Source organism: Lysinibacillus sp. ZYM-1, assembly GCF_001308875.1.
Lineage (GTDB): Bacteria > Bacillota > Bacilli > Bacillales_A > Planococcaceae > Lysinibacillus.
The window spans coordinates 225848-245884 of sequence record NZ_KQ465106.1; the positions used below are offsets into that span (position 1 = coordinate 225848).

General features: G+C 37.8%; 22 protein-coding genes. 19 read left to right on the top strand and 3 right to left on the bottom strand.

All coding sequences use genetic code 11. The features are described from left to right. The first annotated feature begins 175 nt into the window (after positions 1-175). The 3 genes from AO843_RS01075 (at position 176) to AO843_RS01085 (ending at position 3583) form a co-directional block, all read left to right on the top strand. Complete coding sequence (locus tag AO843_RS01075; RefSeq protein ID WP_054609308.1) at positions 176-976, top strand: CsxC family protein; 801 nt, start codon at positions 176-178, stop codon at positions 974-976. A gap of 339 nt (positions 977-1315) precedes the next feature. Then, the gene (locus AO843_RS01080; protein ID WP_054609309.1) at positions 1316-2671 is read left to right on the top strand and encodes a BC_2427 family protein; all 1356 of its coding nucleotides are present in this window, start codon (positions 1316-1318) and stop codon (positions 2669-2671) included. A gap of 144 nt (positions 2672-2815) precedes the next feature. Continuing rightward, entirely contained in the window at positions 2816-3583 is a 768-nt protein-coding gene (locus AO843_RS01085; protein WP_054609310.1) for a CsxC family protein, read from the top strand. Between the two features lie 115 nt (positions 3584-3698). Here AO843_RS01085 and mtaB read toward each other — a convergent pair whose 3' ends face one another. Continuing rightward, positions 3699-5048 carry a tRNA (N(6)-L-threonylcarbamoyladenosine(37)-C(2))-methylthiotransferase MtaB gene (gene mtaB / locus AO843_RS01090; RefSeq protein ID WP_054609311.1) on the bottom strand — a complete coding sequence of 450 codons (1350 nt, stop codon included), beginning with the start codon at positions 5046-5048 and terminating at the stop codon, positions 3699-3701. 382 nt (positions 5049-5430) lie between these two features. Here mtaB and deoC point away from each other — a divergent pair, with 382 nt between their 5' ends. The 4 genes from deoC (at position 5431) to AO843_RS01110 (ending at position 7308) form a co-directional block, all read left to right on the top strand. Continuing rightward, complete coding sequence (gene deoC, locus AO843_RS01095) at positions 5431-6102, top strand: deoxyribose-phosphate aldolase (protein WP_054609312.1); 672 nt, start codon at positions 5431-5433, stop codon at positions 6100-6102. 127 nt (positions 6103-6229) lie between these two features. Continuing rightward, the gene (locus tag AO843_RS01100) at positions 6230-6454 is read left to right on the top strand and encodes a spore coat associated protein CotJA (protein ID WP_054609313.1); all 225 of its coding nucleotides are present in this window, start codon (positions 6230-6232) and stop codon (positions 6452-6454) included. Beyond that, positions 6451-6714, top strand: a complete 264-nt coding sequence (locus AO843_RS01105; protein WP_054609314.1) for a spore coat protein CotJB — start codon at positions 6451-6453, stop codon at positions 6712-6714. Before AO843_RS01100 ends, AO843_RS01105 begins: the two co-directional genes overlap by 4 nt. Before the next feature lie 24 nt (positions 6715-6738). Further along, positions 6739-7308: a manganese catalase family protein gene (locus AO843_RS01110; protein WP_031417041.1), complete on the top strand. Its 570-nt coding sequence runs from the start codon at positions 6739-6741 to the stop codon at positions 7306-7308. 49 nt (positions 7309-7357) lie between these two features. Here AO843_RS01110 and AO843_RS01115 read toward each other — a convergent pair whose 3' ends face one another. Further along, complete coding sequence (locus AO843_RS01115) at positions 7358-8014, bottom strand: potassium channel family protein (protein WP_054609315.1); 657 nt, start codon at positions 8012-8014, stop codon at positions 7358-7360. A 28-nt stretch (positions 8015-8042) separates the two neighbouring features. After that, complete coding sequence (locus tag AO843_RS01120; RefSeq protein ID WP_054609316.1) at positions 8043-9380, bottom strand: TrkH family potassium uptake protein; 1338 nt, start codon at positions 9378-9380, stop codon at positions 8043-8045. 354 nt (positions 9381-9734) lie between these two features. On the opposite strand from AO843_RS01120, the gene rpsU reads away from it, so the two are divergent. The 12 genes from rpsU to era all read left to right on the top strand — a co-directional run bounded on the left by rpsU (position 9735) and on the right by era (position 19999). After that, on the top strand, positions 9735-9908 hold the full coding sequence (gene rpsU / locus AO843_RS01125; RefSeq protein WP_004227078.1) for a 30S ribosomal protein S21: 174 nt from the start codon (positions 9735-9737) through the stop codon (positions 9906-9908). 304 nt (positions 9909-10212) lie between these two features. After that, positions 10213-11541 carry an NfeD family protein gene (locus AO843_RS01130; protein WP_054609317.1) on the top strand — a complete coding sequence of 443 codons (1329 nt, stop codon included), beginning with the start codon at positions 10213-10215 and terminating at the stop codon, positions 11539-11541. A gap of 3 nt (positions 11542-11544) precedes the next feature. Further along, positions 11545-12549, top strand: a complete 1005-nt coding sequence (gene floA, locus AO843_RS01135) for a flotillin-like protein FloA (RefSeq protein WP_054609318.1) — start codon at positions 11545-11547, stop codon at positions 12547-12549. Between the two features lie 25 nt (positions 12550-12574). Continuing rightward, positions 12575-13054 carry a hypothetical protein gene (locus AO843_RS01140; protein ID WP_054609319.1) on the top strand — a complete coding sequence of 160 codons (480 nt, stop codon included), beginning with the start codon at positions 12575-12577 and terminating at the stop codon, positions 13052-13054. Between the two features lie 54 nt (positions 13055-13108). Then, positions 13109-13357, top strand: coding sequence for a hypothetical protein (locus AO843_RS01145; protein ID WP_054609320.1), 249 nt, complete (start codon positions 13109-13111; stop codon positions 13355-13357). A 1-nt stretch (position 13358) separates the two neighbouring features. Next, positions 13359-14471, top strand: a complete 1113-nt coding sequence (locus AO843_RS01150; protein ID WP_054609321.1) for a sporulation protein YqfD — start codon at positions 13359-13361, stop codon at positions 14469-14471. A 2-nt stretch (positions 14472-14473) separates the two neighbouring features. Next, the gene (locus AO843_RS01155; RefSeq protein ID WP_054609322.1) at positions 14474-15430 is read left to right on the top strand and encodes a PhoH family protein; all 957 of its coding nucleotides are present in this window, start codon (positions 14474-14476) and stop codon (positions 15428-15430) included. 229 nt (positions 15431-15659) lie between these two features. Then, positions 15660-17780, top strand: coding sequence for an HD family phosphohydrolase (locus tag AO843_RS01160; RefSeq protein ID WP_054609323.1), 2121 nt, complete (start codon positions 15660-15662; stop codon positions 17778-17780). Between the two features lie 8 nt (positions 17781-17788). Beyond that, positions 17789-18262 carry an rRNA maturation RNase YbeY gene (gene ybeY / locus AO843_RS01165; protein WP_054609324.1) on the top strand — a complete coding sequence of 158 codons (474 nt, stop codon included), beginning with the start codon at positions 17789-17791 and terminating at the stop codon, positions 18260-18262. Further along, entirely contained in the window at positions 18263-18613 is a 351-nt protein-coding gene (locus tag AO843_RS01170) for a diacylglycerol kinase family protein (protein WP_054609325.1), read from the top strand. Positions 18614-18681: 68 nt separating this feature from the next. Next, positions 18682-19095, top strand: a complete 414-nt coding sequence (locus AO843_RS01175) for a cytidine deaminase (protein ID WP_082389354.1) — start codon at positions 18682-18684, stop codon at positions 19093-19095. Then, positions 19082-19999, top strand: coding sequence for a GTPase Era (era, locus tag AO843_RS01180; protein ID WP_054609326.1), 918 nt, complete (start codon positions 19082-19084; stop codon positions 19997-19999). The genes AO843_RS01175 and era overlap by 14 nt, the downstream gene beginning before the upstream one ends. Positions 20000-20037: the final 38 nt, after the last annotated feature.

Here is a 20037-nt window from a genome sequence, read left to right on the forward strand (position 1 = left end):
TTTCAATACAGCAAATTCAATATCGACATACTCAAAGGCCTAAGGCGTAAAATCTCAAGCTCATAAATACCAAAATATATAAGAGAACAAGTTCAATGTCCATACATAGATTTTATTGCTACATATTCTAGCATAGAGAGCTCACTAAAACTATAAATTGAAATGAGGAGATTTTTTGAGTGAACAATTTGTTAATCAGAATCAACCTTGTCCAGTAACATCAACTGAACAAATACCACTATCGAATGATTTTACGCCACTAGTTGCTACACCAGTTACGGCGCCAACTATTAAAATACCAGTTGCACTGGCAGAACCAACATTACAAATCGTTGTAGAGTCGGATATTACGTTAAGTCCTGCAGCAACAGAAATCAAAAGAGTGAAAAAGCATGTCTTCCTAAATCAAGTGAAACTGGTACCAGTTCGCTTTGCACGAATTGCTGGTACTGACTACTTCAGAGTAACAAGAGCTAAATTATTTGTTGCAGGACATATTCGTAAAAATATCGAATATGCTTCATCCGCATGTAATGGGGCACTTCAGGATAGAATAGCTGACGTTCCATTTTCAGGTTTCACGGAACTATTTTTCCCACAAACGATTGGAGGCCCTACACCAATTTTAGGAATTTCTGAGTTTGCGGAAGCGAACTTCCTTAATGAAGTTACTCAAATGGATGCTCGCCTAGATAAGGCATTCTTCCAAAATCTCGTTAAATACAATGAGCAACCATATGGTGAATTAGTAGCAGCAAACTTCTTTGAACTTGATTTTTCACCAAGGATGGCAACACCTGAAGGAACATTTAGCACATTGCGTGAAAAAATAGTATTAGAGCTTACAGTAAAAGTATTGCAAGTTCAACAAATCCGTTTGGGCGCTGGCAGTAGTGTAGTAACGCCTGTTCTTCCAGGGCTTACTCCACCAGCCACTCCTGTAGTTATTACGCCTCCTCCTACTGAATCTTGTTAACCTTGTATATTTAGAGGAACAAAGACGGTAATAAGAAGGCTCAGATATAATATCAATATTTTAGTTGGCAGTTGAAAGTTCGATTTATTCGAACTTTTAACTGCTTTTTTGCATGTTAAAAGACATCGGCCGTGTCCATGTAGGAGGACTGTGACAAAAGTAAAAAAAATGCATAATATGAATGGTAAGTAGTATGGCAATCTTTCGATTAAATAACGTCGTTCATCATGTAAGTACCTAACATATTCGAAACAGAAGATATAGCTAATAACCGATTAAAAAAGAAATAAAATTTTATGTTGTACGTTATTTGTCAAAATATATTTGGGGAGTGAACGAATGAAAACTCCATGGATTAACTTTAAAGAGATGAGGGAAGTCTCCTCTAAACAAAATAAATACATGGATTGGACGTATCAAACTAACATAGATGACGAAGTTCCATTAGAACCTCCATGTGATGGAGATGAAAGCAATCATCTACTTGGTATAAAAGAAGATGAAACAAGATATACAGATGAAACAATTTTAGCAGCTCAATTAGCTTCTAAACAAGACTTACCAGTACCTACAGAAACGAATGTTGAGGAAGTGATTGAACATTCCCTAGACAGTGATGAGATCATTGTAGAGGAATCCCCTTTAACAACGCACCACCCCGTACCAGCAAAAACGAATGATGAAGAAGAAACCGAAAAACTCTCAGTTATCGATGAGAACTCCGCAGAGGAATCTTCTTTAACAGAGCATCTACCCGTACTTATAGAAACGACTGTTGAGGACGAAATCGAACTTTCCTCTGATAGTGATGAGACTCATGTGGAAGAACAAGATTTAGCAGTTCAATCAGACAGTAATCGTAAATTTTTCAGTAATGCTGAATCCGAAGTTGAAAATAAAATGCATCTTGATGATACTACGGATTTGGAGAAAAATAATTCTATTCCAAAGTCAGTACAAGGGGAAGTGTGCTCCATTACCAAAAAAAGTCCGTTTTCTACTTATGTAGAGATCAAAGATTTTCTCCATGCTCCTATTTGTGGTGAAAATACTCAAAATACTACATTTGAATTTCTTGATTTAAACGATAACTTAACTCCTCAATTTGAGACTAAGCTTTTCCATACGATAACGGATTATCCTGAGTATCCTGATTGTCGTTTGGTTCACTCAAACATTAATCAAATGATTTCTTTAATGAAGATGGATACTAATGATAAAAATAATCTGCAGCATCATCCGTTTAAATCAGTTGTATTTCCTTTACATAACCCGCAATCAATTGAAAAAGGAGAAATCAATTCTTCATCTATTGATCACTTTATACATATTCGAGTTCCCGTTGTAGTCGGGGAATATAAAATTGAAATATGTCTTGAAGAGTTTATTGAATTTGATAAAGGGATTGTAGGGGTGAAAGAGATCTCAAATAAGGTAGTGCTTACCGATTGTAGATTTGTACCTATTCATTTATCCAAATCATTGGGAAATGGAACATGTACAGCATTAAAGGGGAATTTATTTATAGAAGGCTATATACAGCAAAATATTGAGTATACGTTTCCTAATACGTCAAATGAATCAGTAATTTCCTCCAATCATTTGTGTCAGAATATAGTATTAGAATTGATTATCCATATGCTACAAGTACAAAAAATTCGAGTCCTATATGGCAGCCCATGCTCTGGAAGATAATTGAACTCTTTTCGCACAGCTCAAAAATTCCTATTTAAAATCAATAAAAAACTAATATATACGTCCATGCATAGATTTAATTGCTACATATTCTAGCGATAGGAGAGCTCTCAAATAATAAAAAAATGAAAAGAGGGATTTTTTTTGAGTGATCAATTAGAAAATCAAATCATACCTTGTCCAGTAGCATCAACTGAACAAATACCATTAAGTAGTGAGATTACGCCAGTAATCACTACACCGGTTACGACACCAACTATAAAAGTACCAGTTGTACTTGCAGAACCAACACTTCAAATCGTTGTGGAGTCAGATATTACGCTTACTCCTGCAGCAACTGAAATCAAAAGAGTGAAAAAGCATGTCTTCCTAAATCAAGTGAAACTGGTACCAGTTAGCTTTGCACGAATTGCTGGCACTGACTTCTTTAGAGTAACAAGAGCTAAATTGTTTGTTGCAGGACATATTCGTAAAAATATCGAATATGCTTCATCAGCATGTAATGGGGCACTACGAGATAGAATTGCTGATGTTCCGTTTTCTGGTTTTACAGATCTTACTTTCCCACAAACGATTGGAGGCTCTACACCAATCTTAGGAATTTCTGAGTTTGCGGAAGCGAACTTCCTTAATGAAGTTACCCAAATGGATGCTCGCCTAGATAAGGCATTCTTCCAAAATCTCGTTAAATACAATGAGCAACCATATGGTGAATTAGTAGCAGCAAACTTCTTTGAACTTGATTTTTCACCAAGGATGGCAGCACCTGAAGGGACATTTAGCACATTGCGTGAAAAAATTGTATTAGATTTAACTGTAAAAGTATTGCAAGTTCAACAAATCCGCCTTGGCGCTGGTAGTAGTGTAATAACTCCTGTTCTTTTAGGACTTACGCCTCCAACTAGCCCTTAATAATCGCTAGTTGAGGAACAGAACTAATAATAAAACTAACACTTAAAGTTTAACTAAAAATTAAATTCTACCAATAAAAGGGGTTGCCTATATTAACAGGCAACCCCTTCTCAAATTAATTAACTGTCTCTAAAACACGTACAAATTGTCCTTGTGAGTGTGGATAGCCTGCTTGTGTAATTTTTACTTTTACAAGTTGTCCAATAAGACTTTCAGGACCTTCAAACACTACTTTTAAGTAATTATCTGTATAGCCCGTTAAAAGCCCTTCCTCTTCACTGCCATCATGCACAAATTCTTCTGGAATGACTTCTAGCACTTGATCTTCAAAACGAGAAGCATACTCTTTAGCTAGTTGATCGTTTAAAGAAATGAGTCGGTGTACACGTTCATTTTTGATGTCTTCATCAATTTGATCTTCCATACGTGCAGCCGGAGTTCCTGTACGCGGAGAAAATGGGAAAACGTGTAGTTCAGAGAATTTATGATCGCGAATAAAATTGTATGTGTCCATAAACTCTTCTTCTGTTTCACCTGGGAAACCGACGATTACATCAGATGTGACAGCTAAATCCGGTAAAGCCTCATGTAATTTCGTTAAACGTTCACCGAAAAATTCCATTGTATATTTACGACGCATTCGTTTTAACACTGTATCTGAGCCAGATTGAATTGGAATGTGTAAATGATTCACAACAATCTTAGAATCACGTAATACTTCAATGACTTCATCCGTCAATTGACTAGCCTCAATGGACGAAATACGAAGACGTTTTAAGCCTTTTACATTGGCCTCTAAATCACGTAATAACTGGGCAAGGTTATAATCTTTTAAATCTTGACCATAGCCACCAGTGTGAATACCTGTCAAGACTATTTCAAGGTAGCCTGCGTCTACTAATTGCTGTGCTTGATGTAATACTTCTTGTGGATCACGAGAACGCATTAAGCCACGTGCCCACGGAATAATACAAAATGTACAGAAGTTGTTACAGCCTTCTTGTATTTTTAAGGAAGCACGTGTACGGTCTGTAAATGCGGGTACATCTAATTCCTCATACACACGATTTTTCATAATATTACGTACAGCATTTATCGGTTGACGTTCCGAGCGATATTGGTCAATATAACCAAGTAATTTTGTGCGATCCTGCGTTCCAACAACTATGTCGACTCCAGGAATTGCCATGATTTCTGCTGGGGAAGTTTGTGCATAGCATCCCGTTACACAGATAACCGCATCAGGATTTTGACGAATTGCTCGACGAATTACCTGACGTGACTTCTTATCTCCAGTATTAGTAACTGTACATGTATTAATGACATAAACGTCCGCTTGCTGATCAAATTCAGTCCGATCATAGCCTTCTTCTTTAAACAATTGCCAAATGGCTTCTGTTTCGTAATGGTTCACTTTACAACCTAGAGTATGGAAACTCACGATTTTTGATCGCTCGTTACTCATAATTTATATCATCCTTTCAACTTCACATTGCCTTGTGTTTCTTCACATTTAAATTATTTTGTAGTGTACTTATTTTAGATACGTGATTTATGATAACATAATCCTTTTAAAATCAATACTTATAAGATTTTTTTTGTGAACGAATTTATCGCTCTTTATATAGGGGCAAATTGTTTTGTTAGTAGGTAAACTATACGATTTGGGTTGTTTAAAGATATCATTGCTTTATGGTTAGGATCATTTACCGATTAATAACAAAAGCTAATTTCACAAGGATAACACCAGTAATCATTTAATATAGAAAGAAATTAGACGCCAACGTGAAAAAATGGTATGATTCGAAGAGGTACGTACATCTTGCTTAATGAAGGAGCGTTTAACAATGGAACAAAATTTTGCACGTATGATCGATCATACATTATTAAAGGCTGAGGCAACAAAAGAGCAAATTGAAAAACTATGTGCAGAAGCGAAGCAATTTAACTTTGCCTCTGTATGTGTAAATCCAACATGGGTTAAACACAGTAGCGAATTATTAGAAGGTTCAGACGTGTTAGTTTGTACGGTTATTGGATTCCCTCTTGGTGCCAATACACCAGCTGTTAAAGCATTTGAAGTAAAAGATGCAATTGCAAACGGTGCTAATGAAGTAGATATGGTTATTAATATTGGTGCGTTAAAAGATAAAAATTACGATCTTGTACAAGCTGATATTGCTGCAGTTGTGGAAGCAGCTAAAGGTAGCGCACTTGTGAAAGTCATCATTGAAGCATGTTTATTAACAGACGAGGAAAAAGTGAAAGCATGTGAGCTTGCTGTGGCAGCAGGTGCTGACTATGTAAAAACATCTACTGGTTTTTCTACTGGTGGCGCAACTGCTGAAGATATTGCTCTTATGCGTAAAACAGTAGGTCCTGATCTTGGTGTTAAAGCTTCAGGTGGTGTTCGCAGTTTAGAGGATATGAAAAAAATGGTGGAAGCTGGAGCAACTCGAATTGGCGCAAGCTCAGGCGTGGCCATAATGAATGGTTTAATCGCAGATTCTAATTATTAAGTATTTTCTTATATATAGAAGCCACTAGCTTTGCATGAAGCTTGTGGCTTCTTTTGGCATTTAGAATAATACCTTGTACCATCACATATACTCCACTGATGATTTTGAATAAAGAAAGGAGGATGTCATGTTTACACAATATAAGTATTGGAAGCCCTATAGTAGTCCCTTTGATCCCTGTAAGCCCATAGAAGTAAAGTATTATGCTACCCCACCACAATTATATATGGGTTTTCAACCACCTGGACTACCCCAATTCCAAACCCCAAGAGAAGCTCTTATGGCGGGAACGCTATGGCCACAATTATTTAGCCCATATCCATTTCCAATCAAAAGGAGGGATGAAGCATGACTAAAAAGATGCCGCCTGAATTTTATACCCTCCTTGAAGAAATACAGGCAATTGATTTCGTTATCGTTGAGTTAAACCTCTATTTAGACACACATCCACACGATTACGATGCCATTCAACAATTTAATGAGAACACTGAAAAAAGCATGAAGCTCAAAGTTAACTTTGAACAAAAATTCGGTCCGCTAATGAATTTTGGAAGAAGTTATTCAGATTATCCTTTTAATTGGATTGATACCCCATGGCCGTGGCAAGTATAACATATAATTAGGAGGAATTTATTCTTGTGGTATTATGAAAAGAAACTTCAATACCCGGTAAAGGTTAGTACTTGTAACCCTATGCTTGCTAAATTTTTAATTGAACAATATGGAGGAGCTGATGGGGAATTAGCAGCAGCACTTCGTTATATGAATCAACGCTATACGATTCCTGATAAAGTGGTTGGTTTGTTAACAGATATAGCGACAGAGGAATTTTCACATTTAGAAATGATTGCTACGATGATTTACAAACTTACAAAAGATGCTACCCCAGAAATGCTAAAAGAAGCTGGATTAGGGGACCATTATGTAAATCATGACAGAGCTTTATTCTATCAAAATGCTTCTGGTGTGCCATTTACAGCAACTTATATTCAGGCAAAAGGGGACCCAATAGCTGATTTATATGAAGATATTGCGGCAGAGGAAAAAGCACGTGCCACCTATCAATGGATTATTGATTTATCAGATGATACCGATTTAAATGACAGTTTGAAGTTTTTACGTGAACGTGAAATTGTCCATTCTCAGCGTTTTAGAGAGGCCGTAGAAATTTTAAAAGACGATAGGGATCAACAGAAGATCTTCTAAGAAAAAGTGGCTGGCTGTATCAAGGGGTCTTGAAACAGCCTTTTTATTGTTATTGTATGTTTGAAAAAAAAGTGAGATCTTTTCGATGGCCAATCATCACTAATATATCTTCCTGTTCCATGTTTTGCTCAGGGGAAGGGGAAATAATGATTTCTCCTTCTCGAACAATGGCAATAACACTAACGTTATATTTCGCACGCAAATCTAAGTCCCGCAGATTTTGCCCGGCCATTTTCGGAGGAATCATAATTTCTTCTATACTGTATTGCTTAGACAATTCGATGTAATTAAGCATATTTGGCGACAATAGTTGATTCGCCACCCTCTCTCCCATATCTCGTTCAGGGTGTATAATCCAATCAGCACCCACTTTATCCAAAACTTGCCCGTGTCTTTTACCAAGTGCCTTGGCAATAATTTTTTTGATTCCTAACTCTTTTAATAAAGATACAGTTAAAATACTTGATTGCATATCGTTACCAATTGCTACTATAACACAATCGAAATTTCCTATGCCAAGGGAGGTTAAGGCTTTTTCCTCTGTTGTATCAGCTACTACAGCATGGGTAACATAGGGTTCTGCATCCTCAACTCTTTCTTCGTTAATATCAATTCCGAGTATTTCCTGCCCAGCTTCATGTAGTCTGCGAGCAACACTTGTGCCGAATCTTCCTAAACCTATTATGGCGTATTGTTTAATAGCCATCTTACATAGCACACTCCTCTAATTTAAATTAACCAATCATTATATTTCCCTTTGGATGGCGAAAGGCCTCTGCCTTCCGTCGTTTTGTAATAGCAAAGGCAATGGTTAAAGGACCGAGTCTCCCTGCGAACATTGTCAAAATAATAAGAAGACGGCTAGTTGGGGATAGCTCTGGCGTTAGCCCCATAGAAAGCCCGACAGTACCAAATGCAGAGGTAGCCTCAAATAAATACATCATAAAGCTATGTCGTTGTTCCAAAATGCTAAGTAAAATAGTGACGAAAACGACAATCATCATTCCACACATTGTCACCGTCAACGCTTTGTAAATCGTTTCGTGAACAATTCGGCGTTTAAATAGAACAACATCTTCTTTTGCTCTGATTTGAGACCACATTGTAGCAACTAAAACAGCGAAGGTCGTTATTTTAATACCACCGGCAGTGGAACCAGATCCAGCTCCGATAAACATGAAAAGAATCATTAAGAATAATGTAGAATGTGTTAAGTCACCAATAGCCAGTGTATTGGAACCCGCTGTTCTAGGCGTAACAGCTTGGTAAAGTGAGCCTAGCACTTTGCCCCATTGTGATAACGGACCTAGTGTTTTATGGTTTCCATATTCAAACAAAAATATCAAAATTGTAGCACTAAACGTTAAGAGAATTGTTGTGAATAAGACAATTTTTGTATGAACGGAAAGTCTTTTGGTAACACGATATTCAAACAATTCATTCATTACGATAAACCCTAGCCCGCCCAATGTAATGAGGATACAAATTGTAACTACAACAATTGGGTCATCTACATAGGCTGTCATGCCATTAAAGCCGCCCATTAGATCAAAGCCCGCGTTGTTGAAATTAGAAATGGCGTGAAAAAAACCAAAGTAAATGGCTTTACCTAAAGGCATATCAAAGGAAAAACGAATGGCTAAAATAAGACCTCCAATTATTTCAATAATTACAGTAAAGAACAGTATTCTTTTCACTAATTTAACAAGACCAGCAATGGAGATATTATTGAATGATTCCTTTAACAACAATCTTTCTTTTAAAGATATTTTTTTCCCGAGCAGTAAAAATAATAACGTCGCAAACGTCATAAATCCTAAACCACCAATTTGGATTAAAAACAATATTACAACTTCTCCAAAAAAAGAAAATGAATCACCTGTATCGACAACAATTAATCCCGTTACACAAGTTGCAGAAGTAGCGGTGAATAATGCGTCTGAAAAAGATAATCCCTTCCCATCCTCGGTGGCAAGAGGCAGTGTGAGAAGACACGTCCCAATTACAATAATAAGTGCAAACCCCAGTACGAGAATTTTTGGAGGATTTAAAGTATTTTTAAAAGTATTCATCTTGTTCTCCTCTATGCAATTAATGTAAAGTAAACAGTTAGGTGAAGACTTACATAAAATCATATAAAATACGTGCTAATACCACCAATATTGCAAGAGTTGGCTATGATAGGGTGACGAAGGGATAACTTCTTTTCTGTTAAATTCTTATTTGTTTTGAAAATGGAATGATTTCTATTGTGACCTAATTGTGCTTGTATAATTCAAACAAAAATAAAACCAAAAATTCACTTGATATTTTCGTACACTTTCTATTGACCATTATTAGACAATACGATATAATTTTTTAGTACACAACAGAAGGTTAACTGCCTAATTGTGTATTGACGTGTGTTCGGAGGGAGGGAAAGAGAGATGTCAAAAACTGTCGTTCGCAAAAACGAATCGCTTGAAGATGCTCTTCGCCGCTTCAAACGTACTGTATCAAAAAGTGGTACAATTCAAGAAGTTAGAAAGCGCGAGTTCTACGAAAAACCTAGCGTTAAACGTAAAAAGAAATCAGAAGCTGCACGTAAACGTAAGTGGTAATTTAATTTCCCATTAAAAATCCCTACGTTCATAACACGCAATCGTATGATTCACTGAGCAGACAAAGATATACCTGGAATTAATCATTTCCGTGATTAATTTCAGGTATTTTACATTGCTCAATTTACGTACATATGAAAAAGCCGAATGGATATCAAGTAGATTCATTCGGCTTTTTTGTGAAATACTGAGTTTTATAATCCACATTTACATGTATTCATAATAATTTTTTATATTTGTGAAACTTTTTACATGATCGACCGTATATACAGAGGAGAAGCATGTTAGAAGGGAGGGGAAAAAGGTGCGAGAACGGAGAATCCTCAGCTATTTACTAGTGATATGGATGACTTTTTTGTTAGCGTTTCCATTAACTTCGGCTTTTGCAAGCAGTAAGGTTTACCACGTTCCTATTCATAATGAAGTAGAGCGAGGACTTCACGCATTTTTAGAACGAGCTTTTAAAGAGGCTGAAGAAAATAATGCAGAAGCGATTATCTTAGAAATACATACGCCTGGCGGCTTTGTGAATGCTGCAAGTGATATTGCCATGCTTATGGATGCAACAGATAAACGGAAGATTGCTTTTATTAATAAGGATGCCCATTCAGCAGGTGCTTTTTTAGCCTTACATGCGGATGAAATCTACATGGTGCCAAATGGAACTATCGGTGCAGCAGCAGTCATCGATTCAGCAGGAAATGCAGCTGATTTAAAAGCCAATAGTGCTTGGCTTGCGCAAATGTCAGCAGCAGCAGAAACATCGGGTCGTGATCCAAAGTATGCTTTAGCGATGGCTGACACCAATTATGAATTGCCTGAGTATCGTGCGGAGGGAAAGAACTTATTGACACTCTCAGCCTCGGAGGCGTTAAAAGTCAAATACTCAGAAGGTACCGTGAAAAATTTTCAGGAGCTTTTAGAGAAAACAGACTTAGATGGTAGTGATGTCGTTTCAATCGAACCAACATTCTCTGAGAAATTGGCTCGTTTTATTACGAACCCTATCATTGTCCCGATTCTACTATCCATTGCAAGCCTCGGTCTTGTCATGGAGCTCTATTCGCCAGGGTTTGGAGTTCCAGGTATAATGGGGTTATCAGCACTTGGTTTGTTTTTCTTTGGACACATGGTTGCGGGCTTTGCTGGCTATGAATCTTTATTGTTATTTATTGTTGGTTTAGTACTTGTGATTGCAGAGTTTTTTGTTCCTGGTGGAATTGTCAGTATTTTAGGTGGTGTGCTCATAATACTAAGTTTATTACTGGCAGGTGCAAATATAATGCAAATGATAATAGCAATTCTCATTGCGCTTGTGATAGCGATTATAGGAATGGTGATTCTGATGAAATTTTTCGGAAAAAAACTGCATGTCTTAAACAGGCTTGTGTTAATGGATGCTACTACGACAGAAGAGGGTTATGTATCCAACGTCAATCGCACAGAACTGTTAGGAAAAGTGGGGACTACGCTTACGCCGTTACGTCCATCGGGTACAATGGTTCTTGGCAGTGAACGCATTGATGTTGTATCAGAAGGCGGCTATGTCGATGCAAATAAACATGTAGAAATTATTAAAGTCGAGGGCTCGCGCATTGTCGTGAGACAAACAGAAAAAGAGATGGAGGAATAGAAAATGGGTTTTGATTTAGCTTTAATTGGTCCCATCGCAGGACTGGTTATTTTATTCATCGTGCTAGCGATATTCTTTACTTTTGTACCAGTAGCACTATGGATTTCTGCACTTGCTGCAGGCGTCCGTGTTAGTATTTTCACATTAATTGGGATGCGTTTACGTCGTGTTATCCCGTCTCGAATCGTTAATCCGTTGATTAAAGCACATAAAGCAGGTTTACCTGTAACGATTAATCAGCTTGAGAGTCACTATTTAGCGGGTGGTAATGTAGACCGAGTTGTCAATGCGTTAATCGCAGCCCACCGTGCAAATATCGAGTTGACATTTGAACGTTGTGCGGCAATTGATTTAGCGGGGCGTGATGTATTAGAAGCTGTACAAATGTCTGTTAACCCAAAAGTCATTGAAACACCATTTATTGCAGGTGTTGCTATGAACGGGATTGAAGTAAAAGCGAAGGCACGTATTACAGTGCGCGCAAACATTGAACGTTTAGTCGGTGGTGCTGGTGAAGAAACGGTTATTGCCCGTGTAGGTGAAGGGATCGTTTCTACAATTGGTAGCGCTTCTAGTCATACGACAGTTCTTGAAAATCCAGATATGATATCACAAACAGTTTTATCAAAAGGTTTGGATTCAGGGACAGCGTTTGAAATCTTATCCATTGATATTGCCGATGTAGATATTGGTAAAAACATTGGGGCAGAATTACAAATTGAGCAAGCGCAGGCAGATAAAAACATTGCCCAGGCAAAAGCTGAGGAACGTCGTGCAATGGCTGTAGCGAATGAGCAAGAAATGATTGCCCGTGTTCAAGAAATGAAAGCGAAAGTAGTAGAAGCAGAAGCAGAAGTACCACAAGCAATGGCAGAAGCATTACGCTCAGGTAATCTTGGAATTATGGATTACATGAACTATCGTAACATTCAAGCAGATACAGCAATGCGTGATTCCATTTCAAAAGTAAGCAATGATAAATCAGATACAAACGAACCAAATGCCTAAAAACGGAAAGGAGCGGAACTAACTTATGGAACAATTAATTATTTTTGCAATAATTGCCATAGTCAGCTCTATTTTCGGAAAATCAAAAAATAAAAAACCACAAAAACAGATGCCTCCTTTTCATAATAAGGATACACATGTAGAGCCAACTGTTCTGGAAGAAACGCCACAGCGTAATCGAAAACCACAGAGTTTTGAAGATTTTGCTCGAGAGTTTATAGGGGATTGGATTCCGGAAAAAGAGAAGGTTGAAGAGTCTAAGAAATTGGTCGAAGAACAAGTGAAGAAGGAAGTTCCAAGTTATGTTGCGCCACCTGTCATCCCAGCTGATGTGCCAAAACGGTCGTCTATCCGAGAACAAAAAGGACGTTTAGCTGCCGGGAAAGAAGAAGTGAAAGTACCTGGGACTCATTCTACTTTTCAACTTCCTAAATCTAAAAAAGCACTCATACAGGCTGTGGTAATGGCCGAAATATTAGGTCCTCCAAAAGCAAAAAGAAAATAACTAGCATGTCCTCCTTTTTCGATGCATATATTGCCGAAGAAGGAGGCATTTTTTATGAAAAAATTATTTCAATTAACGCCACTACTTGAATTGTCAGAATATGAATCATTAAAAATCATTGGACCTTACCGTTTTATTCATGCTGATGCAACGACATGCTCGTTTGCTTATGCAGATTATCATATTACTGTGACTGCGGACTTGGTGACGATTAATGCGCTAAAAGAAGATATGCTTCATCTCTCTGTTGAAAATTTACAAGAGATTCATATGAAAATGACAAAGAATATGGGTGTGAGCTAAAATGTGGAATAATCGGCCAGTCATTATACGTATAAAGCGCCATGAAAATGTTCATCCTTTTATTCAAGCATTGCACGCTCAACATGTTCCATTAAAGCGTGTTGTCTTCAAAGAACAAGAGGTTTCATTTGAAACAACGATGCATTATTTACCAAAGATTCGCCGTGTTCGTAGACGTTTTCGCTTGAAAATGGCTGTTTTTTATGCGGATGAGCTGCAAGTTTTTCGAGCTCAAATTTGGACTTTGCTTGGTTTGGCTTTGATGATCGCCATCCCTATATTGGGTGCTCAAGTGATATGGAAAGTAGACATTGAAGCAGCTACACCAGAACTGGAGTATCGTTTAGGTAAAACCTTTCAAGATACTTTTCAAATAGAAACACCACTTACTAAAAAAAAATTACCCTCTAATACCGTTATACGACAAAAGCTATTAGAGCAGCATCGAGAGCTATCGTGGGTGCATATTGAAAAGAATGGCGGACGAGTGGTACTAAGACCACAGGAATCGCCTAAACAAACGAAGCAGACGAATGAGAAATTGGCCTCCCAATTAGTAGCAACGAAAAGCGGTGTAATTACTCATTTTAATATCCAGAATGGGGAAAGGAAAATTTCAGTAAATGATACGGCCTATGAAGGAGATGTCCTCGTCAGCGGAGTAATTGAAAGTGGTACAGATCATGTCTTTGTTGGGGCAAAGGGCGAGGTTTTTGCAGATTATTGGCTCGAATGTACATTTAAAATCCCTACAAAAATTACAATGGAAACATTGCAACAAAAGCAATGGCGGGTATTGGTGAAAGGTATTCATCAAGAAAAAGTTGATTATGTACAAAAAAAGGATTTACCGAATTGGCTAGACTCTTACGTTTCAATTGTGGAGGAACAGCAAACGAAAACTATGCAAGTGGAGCTTGATGAATCGAAAATCGAGTCATTACTCATCCCTCTCCTTCATGAGAAAGTAATACGTTCGTTACCAGCAAAATCAATTATCAAGAAAGAAAACCTTTTACAGGCAAAGTGGGGTAATGGTACAGTTGAAGGGAAAGTTCTATTTTTAGTCAATGAAAACATTGCAAGTCCAATACAAGGCCTACAAGGAGAATGATTATGTCAGAACAGTTAACTGTATTACAAGTGGATAATCCAAACGAAGCGGTTATGCTACTCGGTATTTCCGATGCAAATATGAAGCTAGTTGAAGAAGCACTTAATGTTCATATCATTACCCGTGGTGAACAAATTCAACTTGCGGGTGAGGAAAGTGCTAAGGAACAGGCAACATTTCTGCTGCATGCATTATTGAAGGTCATTCGCAAAGGAATTAATATTGATCAACGTGATGTAACTACAGCTATTGAAATGGCACAAAAAGGTACCATTGAATATTTTGCAGAACTTTATGATGAAGAAATAGCACGCACGACAAAAGGTAAACCAATCCGTGCAAAGACCATTGGTCAACGAGAATACATACAAGCAATCCGTCATAAAGACGTTGTTTTTGGTATTGGTCCAGCCGGTACTGGGAAAACGTATTTAGCGGTAGTCATGGCAACGCAGGCACTTAAAAATGGACATGTAAAGCGTATTATTTTAACTCGCCCTGCAGTTGAAGCAGGAGAGTCTCTAGGGTTCCTTCCAGGTGATTTAAAGGAAAAGGTAGATCCTTATCTAAGACCTCTCTACGACGCTTTAAATGACATCTACGGGGCTGAACAGACACAACGGCTGATTGAACGAGGAACAATTGAAATTGCTCCATTGGCCTATATGCGTGGCCGTACATTAGATGATGCTTTTGTTATTTTAGATGAAGCACAAAATACAACTCACCAACAAATGAAAATGTTTTTAACTCGACTAGGTTTTAGTTCGAAAATGGTTATCACAGGTGATAAAACACAAATCGACTTACCTAAAAATACCGAGTCTGGCTTGATCGTTGCTGAACGTACATTAAAATATGTAAAATCAATCCATTTCCAAGTGTTAGAACAAGGTGATGTGGTCCGCCATCCAATAGTGGCCAAGATCATCCAAGCGTACGAAGAACAACAACTTTAGACTTGCGATGGCAATTCTAAAGCCTGCCCTGAAAGCATAGCAACAGGGGCAACAGGGTAAATAAAATCGGCTTCTCAAGTGAAAGTCCAATTTACGGAAATGATCGAAATAAGAAAAAAACTGTGACAGCTATACAAATTTGTATAGCTGTTTTTTGCTTTCTTATACATTTTTCGAGAAAAATGTATGTTGAATTGGTATGATAGTAGGTAGATAGAGGAGGTGCCAGATGGAGAAACAACTTCGAAAATTTACAGAGCTAATCGGTTTTCGCTACTTTATTATCATCATTCTCATTTTAACAGGAAGCCTACAATTTGGATTTATGTATGGCAATGTTAAAGGAGTTACATATGATTTCAAACCATTACAGCTTGCGCCTGAAACCGTACGATCTACTAAAACGATAGAAGACACCTACAAGACGCAGCAAGAGCGGGAAAAAGCCGCAAATGCAGTAGGTCCAGTCTATCAATTTTCGGAGGATGTCGCCAAGCAAAGAGCAGCGATTGTCACATCGTTATTTGATTACGTACTTGAGGTAAAAAAAGATGTGGCGAATAGTAAGGAACCTATTGCAATTGCCGATCAAGTAGCACAGCTTCGTAAAAAATTTGAATCAATCGATGAAGATCAAATGCCACTAATCTTTACGGATTCACAGCTAGAAGGACTATTAGTGCAGAGCGAAGAGGATTTAAATAGAACAAGCATCCAATTATCCAAAACAGTAGAGGAATACTTACAAAAGTCTATTCGACCTGAAAATGTCTTTGTCGCCCAAAATGACTTTGAGACGAAGATTCGAGGACAACGAGGGTATCCAGATAAAATATTCAATACGGTTGTTTTAATGGGCCGTACAAGCATTATTGAAAATGAAACAGTTAACGAAGAACAAACGAAAATAAGAAAAGAACAGGCGAAAGAAAGTGTAGAGCCTACAAGAATTTTACAAGGGCAAATTATTGTGCAGGAAGGACAGATTATTGATAATGAGGCATTTCGACAATTAGAGCTTTTAGGGATGATCAGTAATCAAGCATCCTTAAAACCGATTGCAGGGCTCATTATTTTAACGCTGCTACAAATGGTGTTTATGTATATTTTATTCGAGCGTTGGGAGGCTAACGAACGAAAAAAACGAAATGCATTGTTAGTGACAGTAATTGTATATAGTTTGTCCATCTTGCTAATGAAATTTATTAGCTTAGTTTCTGGCGGTTTTGATGTGACTATTGCCTTTCTTTTCCCAACAGCATTGGCTACGATGCTCGTGCGCTTGTTGGCAGATGAACGGGCAGCTGTGCTCGTTACAGTGATGACTGCTGCTTCGGCTGGGGTTATTTTTCAAGAAGGCTATTCATCCGTTATGCAAATGGAAATTACGCTTTATATCATTTTCGGAGGGTTTGCAAGTTTATTCTTTTTGCGTAGTGTTGAGAAGCGCTCACATATTTTACAGGCAGTTGGGGTCATCTCCCTTGTAAATATGGCTTTTATCGCCTTCTATTTATTAATGACACAATCATCCTATGGTTTACCAGAATTAGTGTTTTACTTTGTTGCAGCTATGTTATCCGCCTTGCTTTCAGGAGCATTGACAATGGGTCTTTTACCATTCTTTGAATCAGCATTTAGTTTATTATCGTCTTTGCGTTTAATTGAGCTATCCAATCCGAATCATCCATTATTAAAAAAATTACTAATGGAAACACCGGGAACATATCATCATAGTGTGATGGTAGCAAACTTAGCTGAAGCTGCCTGTGAAGAAATAGGAGCAGATGGTTTACTAGCCCGAGTGGGGTGTTACTATCATGATATCGGGAAAACAAAGCGACCAGCTTTTTTCATTGAAAATCAGATGTCGGGTATTAATCCACACGATTCTTTGCCACCTGAAACAAGTGCGGAAATTATCATTGCGCATACAACTGACGGGGCTGACATGTTAAGACGCTACAAAATGCCTCAGGAAATCATTGATATTGCGTTGCAGCATCATGGGACAAGTTTGTTAAAATTTTTCTTATATAAAGCGAAAGAGCAAGGAAAATCCTTTGATGAGACTACGTTTAGATATCCTGGCCCGAAACCGCAAACGAAGGAAGCCGCGGTTATAAGTGTGGCAGACAGTGTAGAGGCAGCAGTACGTTCAATGAAAGAGCCGAATGCGGAGAAAATTCATAAGCTAGTACGAGCTATTATTGACGATCGAGTACAAGATAACCAGTTTGATGAATGCGATATTTCAATAAAAGAGTTAAAATGTATAGAGAGAGTACTTTGCGAAACGTTGAACGGAATTTTCCATTCACGTATTGAATATCCAAAGGCAGATAAGTAGGAGGATCTATGATTTTAACAATTGATTTTACAGATGAAACAAATGAAGTGGCGGCACAGCATACAGAGCTTGTAGAGAAGCTTTTGCAGCATGCAGCAAGTGTAGAAAACATTGAGCCAGAAACAGAGGTTTCTGTGACGTTTGTAACAAATGAGGCAATTCAAGACATAAACCGCGAATATCGCGGGAAAGATCAACCAACCGATGTCATTTCCTTTGCATTAGAGGAACTAGGCGAAGGTGAAATGGCTGTAACTTTTGAAGGAATGCCCCGTATACTAGGAGATATTATTATATCAACAGATCGTGCAAAAGAGCAGGCAGAGGAGTATAATCACTCCTTCGAAAGAGAATTAGGTTTTTTAGCTGTTCATGGTTTTTTACATTTACTCGGTTATGATCATATGGAGCCAGAAGAGGAAAAAGTAATGTTTACAAAGCAAGATGAAATATTACAAACTTTTGGTTTAGGACGAGACTAAATGGATTTTCGTAAATACTTGCGATCTTTTGGCTATGCGTTTGAAGGCATCGTAACTGCAAGTAAAGAACAAAATTTTAAATCACATATTATGAGTGCAGTCATTGTCGTGCTGGCTGGTTATTTTACAGGTTTGTCTCGAACGGAATGGTATATTGTGCTACTATTAATAGCACTAATGTTTGCATTGGAAATGATCAATACAGCTATAGAGAGGGTAGTGGACTTAGCTTCCCCATCACAGCACCCACTCGCCAAGCAGGCAAAAGATATCGCAGCAGGTGCTGTGCTTGTATTTGCGCTATTCAGTGCTATAATCGGATTACTCATCTTCCTACCAAAATGGTTTTAATAGGAGTGAGTGTCTGATATGAAAATTAAGTAACCATATCATACTAACGTGAGGGAGAAATAATATAGATGACAATTGATATGCATGCATTACTAGAGGAATCTAAAAAAGCGCGTGAAAAAGCATATGTTCCGTACTCGAAATTTAAAGTAGGAGCGGCTCTTTTAACGAAGGGCGGAGAGGTTATTCACGGTTGTAATATTGAAAACGCTGGCTATAGTATGACGAACTGTGCTGAACGTACAGCATTTTTTAAGGCTGTGTCAGAAGGTACTTATGAATTCGAGGCCATTGCCATTGTTGCAGATACAGACGGTCCATGTGCACCATGTGGAGCATGTCGTCAGGTGATGATGGAATTTTGCGCACCGACTATGCCTGTTTATTTAACGAATTTAAAAGGTGATGTTACGGTAACGTCTGTTGGCGAATTATTACCGTTTGCATTTACAACGGAGGATTTAGAGAATGCTGGAAACTAAAAATGGCTACAAGTCAGGCTTTATCTCCATTATCGGGCGTCCCAATGTTGGTAAATCGACATTTTTGAATCGTGTCATTGGCCAAAAAATTGCGATTATGAGTGATAAACCACAAACAACACGAAATAAAGTACAAGGTGTACTGACAACAACTGATAGCCAAATGATTTTTATTGATACACCAGGTATCCATAAGCCAAAACATAAACTTGGCGATTTCATGTTAAAGGTTGCCAAAAATACGTTGCGTGAAGTGGATGTCATTATGTTCATGGTTAATGCTGAGCAGAAGCTTGGCAAAGGTGATGAATTTATACTTGAAATGTTGGCTGGAAATTCTACGCCAGTATTCCTTGTTATCAATAAAATCGATCAAATTCACCCAGATGAACTGCTTGGAATTATTGAGAGCTATAAGGAACGCTATGAATTTGCTGAGATTATTCCTATTTCAGCTTTACAAGGCAATAACGTAGAAAATTTATTGGCCACACTCTCAAAATATTTACCAGAGGGACCACAATATTACCCTGCAGACCAAATAACGGATCATCCAGAGCGTTTCATCATTTCTGAGCTTATTCGTGAAAAAGTGTTACATTTAACACGTGAAGAAATTCCTCATTCAATTGCAGTTGTTATTGATAAAATCCGTCGTGATGAAGAAAATAATGATAAAATTCATGTAGCTGCCACAATAATTGTCGAACGTGATTCACAAAAAGGCATTGTCATTGGTAAACGTGGTGCCTTATTAAAAGAGGTAGGGACACGTGCACGAAAAGATATCGAAATGCTATTAGGATCTAAAGTCTATTTAGAACTGTGGGTAAAGGTCCAAAAAGATTGGCGCAATAAATCAACACATTTACGTGATTTCGGATTCCGAGATGATGAATATTAATATGTATTGCTGAAATAGGGAAACACCGTCAAAAAAAC